Source organism: Shigella sp. FC1967 (assembly GCF_001743005.1).
Classification (GTDB): Bacteria; Pseudomonadota; Gammaproteobacteria; order Enterobacterales; family Enterobacteriaceae; genus Proteus.
Genome location: NZ_MIIZ01000011.1, coordinates 1 through 11,757 on the forward strand (window position 1 = coordinate 1; position 11,757 = coordinate 11,757).

An 11,757-nucleotide genomic window follows, 5' to 3' on the forward strand; every position below is an offset into this window, starting at 1 on the left:
GTCTGTTACGGCAAGAGGTTGTCAGTTTGGGAAGAATATGACCAGCCCTAATAATCCTCGTGAAACCCAACCGCACTTCTTTGAGAGTAAAACGGATGAGTTGATCCGTATGGTGATGTTGAATAAACAGGTGAGCGCATGAAGTTACTGTTAACGCCGTATATTCAAAAAGAACTGGGTGTTGTGTTACTTAAACCGGGTGCTGAATTACTCGAGCAATTTAAGAAGCACCATCGAGTGATTATTAGTGATGTGCCGAAAAGTTTAGATGTTCTTCCCTCAGGAGCTTTAACTGGCGATGAACAGCCAATTTTAAACAATAAGCACATCATTCAATTTCTTAATAGCAAAAAAAGTGATCCACGCCATAGATAAGGTTGCACCGATGGATTCGTGGGTTATTAGTAATATCAAATGCTGTCAGATTGATAACGATGAAGACAATTATCATCACCATGAATTAGTGACGACCTTTCACGAGGCTGGTGTGATCCGCACTTGCTGGCATCATGATAATCATATTCGCCATTCATCTTCGGGTTGGATTGCTGAATTAGCTCATAAAAATCGTATTAATTGGATGTTAGATACTATTCGTAGTCGTTTGAGATTAGATAGTGGCCACCAGCTGACGATACCTGATTTTTTCTCGTTTGCGGTTATGCATAACTTGGTTGATGAATTGCCAGAAGCGATATTACGCCAGATTTTAAATTGGTCAGATAAACAAGAAGAACGCAAGGTTCATGGTGGTTTCCCTGAGTCTGACATTATTCCAAGTAATGTAACCGCACTATCAGCAATGAATGAGCGTTTAGATATGATAAAGCCGGTTATTAAAGTTGCTATCGACCCTGAGCCACCAGCGTCGTTTCTTCTTAAACCTAAAATGCAACGTTGGGAAAATACCAACTGGCTTCAATGGGTGAAAACTCAATCGTGTTGCGTGTGTGGGCAACAGGCTGATGATCCGCACCACATCATAGGTCATGGCATGGGCGGTATGGGTACTAAGGCTCACGACTTATTCACTATTCCATTATGCCGCATTCACCATGATGAGTTACATCGAGACCCAAAACAATGGGAAGCCACTCACGGCAATCAACTCGAATTGTTATTTCATTTTTTAAACCGTTCATTAGGCATCGGTGCATTTATTTAACGTGTGTACGGCACGAGGAGTATTAGCATGAAATTAGAGTCAGCATTAAAACAATTTTATCCAAAGTCACCGATGATCACCGATACACCAAACTGCACAGATCCCAATAGAATGAAAGGAATGGATACTGCAGGTGCGCTTGGTATGACAGAACAGCGTGCTAAGTTTGGTATGTCTGCTTTTTTTGCTAAGAATGACGTGAGTGAAAAAGATAAGTTCAGCACCGTAGAGCAGTTAACGCAATACGCACTTAGAGTAACACCCAAGCTGGTGGCGAAATCGGCGGGAAGCAAACTAGGCTACTGTTTAGTGATCCTCGCTAAGATGGCGTTTGAAGATTATGCTCGTTCAGCAGGTTCGGTTTGTGAGTGTTCTGTGTGTGCAGGCAAAGGACTAATTTACAGTCGCAAAGATGTCGTTAAGTACCAAGGGAAAACAAGTATTGATGGAACTGTCATCATTGAGCCTTGGACTGAAAAAGAAAATGTCGGTGAACTATGCAAAACCTGTAATGGAAAAGGAAAACTAACCTATCGTTGTCGCTGTAAAGGACGCGGAAAGGTTTTAGATGAAGAGCAAACGGAATTACAAGGCGGTGTACCTGTATTTAAAGATTGCCCTCGCTGTGCGGGTAAAGGTTATAAGAGAATGCCTTCTTCAATCGCATATCAAGCGATAAAACATATAGTGCCTGAGTTAACGCAACCTACATGGTCTCGTAATTGGAAACCGTTCTATGAGAAGTTAATTAGTAAATGCTTTCTTGAAGAGAGTGGTGCGGAAGTCGTATTTAATAAGATTACAAGATGACTGGTTATATAAACAGTTGAAAGTTGCATTTTGAATAAGATTGCCTTATCATCTTTAAATAGTGGGCGATTTATTACTTACCACACTAAATTTTATCAAGACCTCGCTTCGGCGGGGTTTTTTGTTATCTGCAACCTGTAAGTAATCGTTACAAGTTCAACTCTCCGGAATTACCGGATAGTTCACATGTTCGGTTATTCCGAACAACTCATTTTAAAGGAGATTATGAGTGAATAAAATTAAAGTCACTATTGCTAAACTTAACGGCTCAGTCTCTTTTGAGGTTCGTGAGCAAGATAAGTTAATTATTAAAGATACAATTAATGGGAAGTGTTCAAGTGAATTTCATAAGGAATATATTGTGAATAGCTCGACACTTTCATTAACTTCTGTTGTTACCGAATATAAAGGTAACAAGCCTGAAATATCAACAAAGGTTATTAATTAATCATTTGATCTTTTAGTTACAAGCAATATTCTGTTTCTGGGTACCCAACAAAGGAGATAGATATGTTTGTAGATAAAAACTTAAAACTAGATCCAATCAATAAAGGATCTGTTTTGGGTTGGGGGGTTGTTAGAAATAGCCCTTGGGAATTAAAAGGGGTTTATGCAACAGAGGAACAAGCTAAGCAAAAAGCCCAATCACTAGGTTCTGATTATGAAATTCATTTTGGTTCACACCGATTACAAAGTGACGACTTTGTTTGGGGTGTCGAGTCATAATCGTAACTTAGTACCACTTAATGAAGATCGCTTAGGCGGTCTTTTTTATTATCTAAAATAAGGAACGAAATTATGTACGCACTTAAATTAATTACTGAACGTGAAGGTCGTAAAGTGGAAGAAGTCCACTGCTTAGGGGATATGTATCGCTTAGAGTTTTATCCTGAATCTGAAAATAAAGATATCGTGGCGCGGGTTGAACACACAAAGAAAGACGCCATCCCATCATTTGATATTAAGCGTACAGATCATGCTTACATTACGACAGTAACGGGTGATACTGTTCGGGTTATTTCTAGAGGCAAAAAAGCTTGCCAGTAAGATCGCTTAGGCGGTCTTTTTATATTTTCTTTAGAAACTTTAATAGTGGTTTTAATTGTTCAATGGTTTCTTTCGGATTAATAATATCAAAAGCGTTTAGAAACACGATTGAATCGGAGGGCCTTGTATCATGATAGTGCCGTATTTCTGCAGTTTCATTATGTGCTGACCTGTATTGCTTTATAAGCTTTTTAAGTTTCAGTGTTTTCTTTTCTGTTAGCAGAGATGATAACGCATTAAATTCACTATCTCTGATAGTTATATTGGGATAAGAGCCACATTCCATTAAAGATATTTCATCGATTAATTTTGTTAATGGTACTTTTGCAGCAGAGCGAAGTTCTTTTCTTTTTTTTCTACTGAGGGAGCTAATAGATAGCTCGCTATAATCCCTACGATTGCAACAAGTACACCAATAATTGAAACAATTAATCCTAAGTCCATATTTAAGGCACCTTATGACAAATTTAATTATACCTATTATAGCATTGAGTATTGCTTGTTTTAGCTTGGGGTTTGTGTTGGCTACATTAGTTAAAAGATAATTACCGCTAGGTGGTTTTTTATTGGAGGATATATGAAAAAATTTATTTATTAATCTATGTATAAAGCTATCTGGTAAGACTAAAGAACAATTAAATCTAGCTTGGTCACTTCATTATTTCGTTACCCGATCTAAATATAAAGCTTATTGGCGAGCGGTATTTCATTAATTATCGAAAACCTCATGCAGAGATATTGATAATTGCACACTAGGTGGAGTTGTGCCCACCATCTATTTATATGCCGACCACAGAATCAATCACAACACCTCACATTCACATAAGAGCTGTGAGTCGGCGTTCTATTAACTAAATTCCTCCAAATAAGGGGGTGAGTATGAATCATATGAAAGAAACCCCTGAATTTTGGGATCAAGTATTCCAAGTTATCGCCGCTCATAAGGAGCAAGGTATTAGCGCAGCACTGGCAACTGGTATGGCTATTCTACGCGGTAAGTACAACGGCGGTGGCTGGAGGAAAACGTTATTTGATGGTGCTATGTGTGCGTTGTTTGCATGGTTTGTAAAAGACCTCTTAACGCTACTTGGCCTTAATCATGAATTGGCATATCTGGCTAGTGTATTCATTGGTTATGTCGGTGTAGATGGATTAAGTAAACTCATTAAGGGTAAGGCAGGGCTGAAAAATGACTAGACCAGCGCGCGGTGAACGTAATAACAATCCGGGCAATATTCGGCATGGTTCAAAATGGCAAGGACTATCTGCACAGCAAACAGATCCGAGCTTCTGTCAATTTGTATCACCTGAGTACGGTATACGTGCCATCTATAAATTACTGCAGACATACCAAAAGAAATACGAACTCAATACTGTCGAGTCGATTATCGATCGGTATGCGCCACCAAATGAAAATAATACAGTCGGTTACATCAACCGAGCGGCTAAAGATATCGGCGTTAGTGTAAATGAACCTATTAGCGTTTCATCTAAAACAGTTGCTATTGCATTGGCTACGGCGATTGTTGGCGTTGAATTGGGTTATCAGCCATACAGTCAAAAAGTCTTTGAAGATGCTTGGTTGTTACTTTAACTCAGCGATTATTCCCATTTTATAGCCTCACATTCGTGGGGCTTTTTTGTATCTGCGTTTTATGCACACCGAAAGTGCAAATCACATCGAGCCAGTATTTAGGTAATGAGCCTTTGAGGGGATCAGTTATAGCTGGTGTCGCTTCGATGGGCTGATTTCCTATTTCGGCAAAGGTTCATTACTAAATAAGGTAGACACTATGACTAATACTATTACTGTTCCATTTTACGATAACGAGCTTTATGTTGTTGAGTATAACAATGAGCCGTATGTTCCCATGAAGCCTATTGTTGAAGGGATGGGGTTAAACTGGAAAAGCCAATTCAGCAAGATTAAGCAAAGGTTTTCAAAAGGTATGGCGGAAATCACCATACCTACAAAAGGTGGCGAACAATCTATGATTTGCCTGCAACTTAGAAAACTTTCAGCTTGGATGCTGACTATTTATCCCAACAAGGTCAAATCTGAAATCCGCGATAAAGTAATTCAGTTTCAAGAGGAATGTGATGATGTTCTTTATCGATATTGGACAGAAGGGCGAGTTGTTAATCCTAGAAAATTAAGCGTGATGGAACAACTCAATGAAGCTTGCGCTGATTTTAAAAGAGATGAAGCAATTGCGAGTAAGTTTGGCAAAGGGTTAAATGCTTGGAAGGATGTTAAGCCTCAGCATGAAAATAAAATTCAGAGCCTAAAAGAAAAAGCTGGGGAAATGGTACTTGATTTTATTTTGATGGAAACGGGTAAAGGTAAAATAACGAGGGGTAGTTGTGAATAAGTTAAAGCCCTGGTTTCCCATTTTATTATGGGGAGCTTTGTGTGTTGCTTTATTCTTTTCAACTAAAGAAATGATTGAACTTGGTAAAGAGAATAAAGAGCTAAAGAAAACAAATGACTCTCTCGTGGCTGAAATGGCCGACTACGAAAAGCGCATTAACTCACTTCATGAACTTGATACAAAACACGCGACGGAACTTACAAATGCAAAGGCTGAAATCGATAGGTTGCGCGTTAGTGCTGAGCGTAATCCTGAGCGGGTGTACATCAAAGCCGAGTGTCCAAAGAGCACCAGTAATCCCACCACCAGCATGGATGATGCAACCACCGCCCGACCTACTGACACCGCTATCAGAAATTATTGGTTACTCAGAGAGCGAATTGCAGAGTCAGAGCAAGTGATTAAAGGGTTGCAAGATTATATTAGAGCGGAGTGTATCAACTAAAAATAACCCTGTGAGTTTGGGCTCCCACAGGGCGGTTAAAATGAAGCAAAAAAGAATAAAATACTTAATGAGTATACAACTATTTTTAGAAATAAAAAGCGCCCCAAAAGGAGCGCAAAGTAAAGTAAAGTAAAGCAAATGGAGCTTAATTAGATATCAACACGGGGTTGATTGAGATTTAAGTATAATTACTTGTACGTAAACTTACAAATATAACCCATCTATTATTGAAATAAATCAAATCGATTTCCATGCATTATTAATGCGTCGCATTGTCGCAGTCTCCTATGTTAGCTATGACCTGTTTTATTCTCGGCAGATAGCGCATAGTGAGAGTCAAAAACAATGAATACCACCATTTGTTATTTTTCGGTCATTATCAGCAACGTCAGCTGTAGGTAGAAGAAAGGGCGTGACTATGGAGAGACATAATTAATTCTACAAACGTCATTCATTGAGTGGCGTTGATAGAGTTTATATAGATAGCCATCAGTTAATAGCTGGTGGCTTTTTTATTGGAGAACATTATGTCAGATAACACTATTCAATTAAAAGTCTCAGTAGATACAAGTGAGTTAGATAAGTTAGAAGAGCAACTCACTCGCATTAAGCAACTGATACAAGATGTGGGCGTGAAGCCTAAATCAATCCCCCGGTTCTTCTTTCAGTCTTCTGGTGAATTCTTTATTAAAGATGCCTTTATTAATTCGGCTGAGTTCAAAGGTGTGCTTGTCGGTAATAAGTCAGAGCTAGATACCAAGGCTCAGCTGGACGATGATGCCATAAGCCAAATAAAGCAGAACACTATCGCTATTGCTGAACTTGGCAGAGTTATGCAAACCAACCATCAAGCATGGTCACAAACGGTGAGCGAACTAACTAACAGATCGTGGTGCAGTCAGAAGTAAAGGTGAGAAATCCCGCCTTTAAAATCAAAGGGGATTATTCTCCTCTTTAGATTATAGGAGATAACATGCCACCTCGCATACCAAGAGCGTGTCGTAAACAGGGATGCGCCAAGACAACAACAGAACGTAACGGTTACTGTGAAGCTCATCAGAACTTAGGATGGGAAACCCACCAGCGTGGCAAGTCTCGTCATCAACGTGGTTATGGTACAAAGTGGGATAAGTTACGAGCACGTATACTCAAGCGTGATAAGTATCTGTGTCAGGAGTGCTTAAGAGTAGGACGAGCAACTGAAGCGAAAACAGTCGACCATATCATTGCTAAGGCACATGGGGGTACCGATGCAGAAGATAATCTGCAGTCGTTATGTATTCCATGTCATAGAATTAAGACAGCAAAAGAAAGAATCTAATACAAAATACAACCTATTGATATATAACAATTAAATAAAGATATAAAAATATTTAATTTCAGATTGAAATTATAACGTATAGGGAGGAGGGGAGGGTCAAATCTCTACCACTTTCGCCTTATAGGACCGCCCCCTTACCTCTTTTCACATCACCGCAGGTTAGAAAACTTTTTTTGGGGAACCCCAAGCGATTATTGATAGGAGATTTCTATTATGGCTGGACCGCCTAAAACCCCGTCACATCTGCAATTGGTGAGGGGGAACCCATCAAAACGACCGATTAATAAAAAAGAGCCAAAACCGCCAAAAGGGGTACCCCCAACTCCGAAGCATTTCACTAAGCAAGGTAAGTATTGGTTTAAGCGTATTGCTGAAGAACTTGATGCAATGGGTGTCATGAGTCAGATGGATGCTAAGGCATTGGAGTTACTCGTCGAAGCTTACACTGAATATCGACATCATTGTGATGTTCTCGATAAAGAAGGCTATACCTACAAAAACAATACAGAAAGTGGATTGATGATAAAGGCGCATCCATCTGCTGCAATGAAGGCCGATGCATGGAAACGTATTCGCGCCATGTTAAGTGAATTTGGTATGACTCCCGCTTCTCGAACAAAAGTCACCATGAAGACTCCAGTAGAAGAGGATCCATTTACAGCATTTTTAAAAGCGAGAGATTAAAGATGGCAAAGGTTATTGATGGCATTCGTTATGCTGAGAAAGTAGTGACAGGGAAAATTGTTGCAGGTGAATTGGTTAGGCTTGCTTGTCAGCGGTTTCTCGATGATTTAAAGGAAGGTGAGAAACGAGGAATAACGTTTAGTGAACCTCGTGCTCAGCATATTTTGAATTTCTATAAGTTCGTTCCTCACGTCAAAGGTGCATTGGCGGGCAAACCCATAGACCTGATGGATTGGCATATTTTTATTCTCATCAATATCTTTGGGTTTGTTCGTCCATTAATTGATGAAAGTACGGGTGAAGTAGTCCTTCGTAACGATGGTAGCGGACGTCCTGTTATGGTTCGTCGATATCGAACAGCTTATAACGAGGTGGCGAGGAAAAATGCAAAATCCACATTGTCATCCGGTATTGGGCTTTATATGACCGGTGCTGATGGTGAAGGTGGTGCCGAAGTTTACTCAGCAGCTACAACGCGTGATCAGGCTCGTATTGTGTTTGAAGATGCGAAGAACATGTTGAAAAAGTCCAAAGCGACATTGGGTCGTTTATTTGAATTTAATAAACTCGCTATCTATCAAGAAGAAACTGCCTCTAAGTTTGAACCGCTTTCCAGTGATGCTAATAATCTTGATGGTTTAAACATTCACTGCGGTATTGTTGATGAATTGCATGCGCACAAAACTCGTGATGTGTGGGACGTATTAGAAACCGCTACCGGTGCGCGTCTGCAGTCTCTTCTTTTTGGGATCACTACGGCGGGTTTTAATAAAGAGGGGATTTGTTACGAGTTACGGGATTACGCGATTAAGGTTCTCCGTGGTCAAGTGGATGATGATTCTTTCTTTGGCATTATCTATACGCTAGATAAAGACGATGATCCCTTTGATGAAACAGTGTGGCAAAAGGCAAATCCGGGTCTCGGTATTTGTAAGCGCTGGGATGATTTACGCCGCTTAGCCAAGAAAGCCAAAGAGCAGGTTTCCGCACGAATTAACTTCTTCACAAAACACATGAATATTTGGGTCACAGCCGAATCGTCATGGATGGACATGATGAAGTGGGATGATGCACCAGAACTCGCACCTCAACATGAATTAAAAACCTATCCATTATGGGTGGGCGTTGACCTCGCTAATAAGATTGATATTTGTGCCGCGGTAAAAGTGTGGCAACAGCCTACTAATGGGCATGTTCATGCTGATTTTAAATTCTGGTTACCTGAGGAGAGGTTAGAACGCTGTTCTCGCCAAATGGCTGAACTTTACCGAAAATGGGCAGATATGGGGTATCTCGAATTAACTGATGGCGAAGTCGTCGATCATGCTCAAATTAAAGAAGAAATCATCGCATGGGTGGATGGTGAAAACTTAAAAGAGCTGGGTTTTGATCCGTGGAGTGCCACTCAGTTTAGTTTAGCACTGGCAGAAGAAGGGTTACCCCTTGTAGAAGTCGCTCAAACGGTGCGTAATTTTTCTGAATCCATGAAAGAGATTGAAGCACTGGTTTATGCGGGTAAGTTTCATCATGGCCAACACCCTGTTATGAACTGGATGATGTCGAACGTCACGGTTAAACCGGATAAAAACGACAATATTTTCCCTAATAAATCTACACCCGAGGCAAAAATTGACGGCCCTGTTGCACTATTTACAGGCATGAGTCGATTATTGGTGAATGGGGGGAGTGATAAACCCGATATCTCAGGATTTATAAATAACCCAATCATAGTAGGTATCTAATGCAACACAATAAAAAACCAGGGCGCATTAAAAGTGCGCTTCTTAATTGGTTGGGCGTACCTATTTCGCTGACCAGTGGAGAGTTTTGGCAAGAATGGAGTGGCACAAGCAGTAGTGGAAAAGTTGTAACAGCAGATAAAGCAATGCAACTTTCTGCGGTTTGGGCATGTGTAAGATTGCTTAGTGAATCAATATCGACATTACCGATCAAGATTTATAAAAGTGAAAGTGATGGCTCAAGAAGCTTAGCGAAAGAGCACCCTATTTATAGATTACTCTGTAAGCAACCTAACCTTGAAATGACGCCTTCCCGTTTTATGTTAATGGTTGTTGCTAGCCTTTGTTTGCGTGGCAATAGTTTTATTGAGAAAAAGTATATTGGTTCAAAATTGGTTGCTTTAGAGCCTTTATTGCCACAAAACATGACGGTTAAGCGCAGTGAGCAAACGGGTATGCTCGAATATAAATACACTGATCCGTTAGGGCAAAAAATACGAACTATCCCTATTAATAACATTATGCACATTCGAGGGTTTGGCATGGATGGCATTTGCGGAATGATCCCCGTAAAGATAGGGCGTGATGTTATTGGTGCTGCATTATCTGTTGAAGAGTCAGCTGCTAAGATATTTGAAAATGGATTGCAAAGTTCGGGTTTTTTATCTGCTGAACAACCGCTTAATGAAGAACAAAGAGAGCGCATTAGAAGTTATTTATTAAGCTTTGTGGGTTCAAAAAATGCGGGAAAAATGATGGTGCTTGAAGGGGGGATGAAATACAACAATGTCACCATGAATCCTGAAGCAGCTCAAATGTTAGAAAGTAGAACTTTCAGTATTGAAGAAATTTGTCGATGGTTTCGTGTTCCACCCTTTATGGTGGGGCATATGGACAAACAAAGTAGTTGGGCATCAAGCGTCGAAGGTATGAATATGCAGTTTCTTACTAATACGCTAAGACCTCTTTTAGTCAATATAGAGCAAGAAATTAGCCGATGCTTATTGAATGGCGACGATGATTATTATGCTGAATTCTCTGTTGAAGGTTTATTACGGGCTGACAGTGCAGGGCGCTCTGCTTACTACACAACGGCATTACAAAATGGCTGGATGAGTCGAAATGATGTGAGACGACTAGAGAATTTACCGCCGATTGAGGGTGGTGATATTTACACTGTTCAGCTTAATTTAACGCCACTTGATCAGCTTGGGCAAGAAGCTTCTAGCAATGAAGCTGAAAAACTTAAAGCGCAGATCACCAACTGGTTATTTCCTGAAGGCAATCCCGTAGCCCGGCATTCTCAAGCCAATCAACCTCACTCTGAGGAGTAAATTTATGAAAAAAAGTCATTTGCCAGTTGCGCTGGAGGATCGCCCCTGCGCATCGATTAGCTATGAGCTGAAATCTAAAGCACTGGATAAATGGAATAGCAGTATTCGTGCATCAAGTACAGATAACACCATCTCAATATTAGATGTGATTGGTGAAGATTATTGGGGAGAGGGGGTTACCGCAAAACGTATTTCTGCCGCACTTCACGCCATTGGAAATAATGATGTGGTTGTCAATATCAATAGTCCAGGTGGCGATATGTTTGAAGGATTAGCCATTTATAACCTACTTCGCTCTCACAGTGGAAAAGTGACCGTCAATATTTTAGGTATTGCCGCTTCAGCTGCGTCCATTATTGCAATGGCTGGTGATGAAGTTCAAATGGGTCGCGGTGCCTTTTTGATGATCCATAACTGTTGGGCTGTCGGTGTGGGTAATCGGCATGACTTTGCAAAATTAGCTAATGATCTCGCCCCTTTTGATACGTCGATGGCAGATATCTATGTGGCACGTAGTGGGCAATCTAATGAAGTCGTGAGTCAGATGATGGACGACGAGACCTATATTGGTGCGAGCGAAGCGATTGAAAAAGGGTTTGCTGATAATTTGCTTACTGCAGATATCGTTGATGATGGTGATGAAAGCCCACAAGCCGCTATTCGTAAATTAGATGCGTTACTTGCTAAGGCGAACACTTCTCGCTCTGAGCGTAGAAAACTTATTAGTGCTTTAACACGAAGTATGCCGAGCGCTACTTCCAATCCTCACGGTACGCCAAGCGCTACCTCTGAAATTAATCCTGACACTCTTTCTGAATTGGAAAAGGCGGTAAATGCCTT

The 11,757-nt window shown here is 40.5% G+C and carries 16 protein-coding genes and 1 pseudogene; all 17 read left to right on the forward strand.

Features of this window, described 5'->3' with window-relative positions; all coding sequences use genetic code 11:
- Positions 1–142: pseudogene (locus tag BHE89_RS24520) on the forward strand (KilA-N domain-containing protein); the annotation flags it as partial.
- Positions 139–375 (forward strand): hypothetical protein, encoded by a 237-nt coding sequence (locus BHE89_RS24525; RefSeq protein ID WP_286145784.1) that lies wholly within the window; start codon positions 139–141, stop codon positions 373–375. The pseudogene BHE89_RS24520 and the gene BHE89_RS24525, both read left to right, overlap by 4 nt.
- The gene (locus tag BHE89_RS00040; protein WP_286145785.1) at positions 356–1,165 is read left to right on the forward strand and encodes a DUF968 domain-containing protein; all 810 of its coding nucleotides are present in this window, start codon (positions 356–358) and stop codon (positions 1,163–1,165) included. The genes BHE89_RS24525 and BHE89_RS00040 overlap by 20 nt, the downstream gene beginning before the upstream one ends.
- Positions 1,166–1,192: 27 nt before the next feature.
- The gene (locus tag BHE89_RS00045; protein WP_069368840.1) at positions 1,193–1,975 is read left to right on the forward strand and encodes an antitermination protein; all 783 of its coding nucleotides are present in this window, start codon (positions 1,193–1,195) and stop codon (positions 1,973–1,975) included.
- A gap of 229 nt (positions 1,976–2,204) precedes the next feature.
- Positions 2,205–2,423, forward strand: a complete 219-nt coding sequence (locus BHE89_RS00050; RefSeq protein WP_069368839.1) for a hypothetical protein — start codon at positions 2,205–2,207, stop codon at positions 2,421–2,423.
- A 62-nt stretch (positions 2,424–2,485) separates the two neighbouring features.
- Positions 2,486–2,701, forward strand: coding sequence for a hypothetical protein (locus BHE89_RS00055; protein ID WP_069368838.1), 216 nt, complete (start codon positions 2,486–2,488; stop codon positions 2,699–2,701).
- A gap of 72 nt (positions 2,702–2,773) precedes the next feature.
- Complete coding sequence (locus BHE89_RS00060; RefSeq protein WP_069368837.1) at positions 2,774–3,022, forward strand: hypothetical protein; 249 nt, start codon at positions 2,774–2,776, stop codon at positions 3,020–3,022.
- Between the two features lie 879 nt (positions 3,023–3,901).
- Positions 3,902–4,219, forward strand: a complete 318-nt coding sequence (locus BHE89_RS00065) for a phage holin, lambda family (RefSeq protein WP_069368835.1) — start codon at positions 3,902–3,904, stop codon at positions 4,217–4,219.
- On the forward strand, positions 4,212–4,616 hold the full coding sequence (locus BHE89_RS00070; RefSeq protein WP_069368834.1) for a structural protein: 405 nt from the start codon (positions 4,212–4,214) through the stop codon (positions 4,614–4,616). The genes BHE89_RS00065 and BHE89_RS00070 overlap by 8 nt, the downstream gene beginning before the upstream one ends.
- 199 nt (positions 4,617–4,815) lie before the next feature.
- Positions 4,816–5,394, forward strand: a complete 579-nt coding sequence (locus tag BHE89_RS00075; protein WP_069368833.1) for a phage antirepressor N-terminal domain-containing protein — start codon at positions 4,816–4,818, stop codon at positions 5,392–5,394.
- Between the two features lie 70 nt (positions 5,395–5,464).
- The gene (locus BHE89_RS00080; protein WP_074454092.1) at positions 5,465–5,839 is read left to right on the forward strand and encodes a lysis protein; all 375 of its coding nucleotides are present in this window, start codon (positions 5,465–5,467) and stop codon (positions 5,837–5,839) included.
- 527 nt (positions 5,840–6,366) lie between these two features.
- Complete coding sequence (locus BHE89_RS00085; RefSeq protein ID WP_069368831.1) at positions 6,367–6,747, forward strand: hypothetical protein; 381 nt, start codon at positions 6,367–6,369, stop codon at positions 6,745–6,747.
- 65 nt (positions 6,748–6,812) lie between these two features.
- Positions 6,813–7,160 (forward strand): HNH endonuclease, encoded by a 348-nt coding sequence (locus tag BHE89_RS00090; protein ID WP_069368830.1) that lies wholly within the window; start codon positions 6,813–6,815, stop codon positions 7,158–7,160.
- A gap of 213 nt (positions 7,161–7,373) precedes the next feature.
- A complete protein-coding gene (locus BHE89_RS00095) occupies positions 7,374–7,844 on the forward strand; it encodes a phage terminase small subunit P27 family (RefSeq protein ID WP_069368829.1) in 471 nt (156 codons plus the stop codon).
- A gap of 2 nt (positions 7,845–7,846) precedes the next feature.
- A complete protein-coding gene (locus BHE89_RS00100) occupies positions 7,847–9,586 on the forward strand; it encodes a terminase large subunit (protein ID WP_069368828.1) in 1,740 nt (579 codons plus the stop codon).
- On the forward strand, positions 9,586–10,917 hold the full coding sequence (locus BHE89_RS00105; RefSeq protein ID WP_069368827.1) for a phage portal protein: 1,332 nt from the start codon (positions 9,586–9,588) through the stop codon (positions 10,915–10,917). The genes BHE89_RS00100 and BHE89_RS00105 overlap by 1 nt, the downstream gene beginning before the upstream one ends.
- 4 nt (positions 10,918–10,921) lie before the next feature.
- Positions 10,922–11,757: head maturation protease, ClpP-related (locus tag BHE89_RS00110; RefSeq protein WP_069368826.1), on the forward strand; the 836-nt coding region annotated here is incomplete at its 3' end.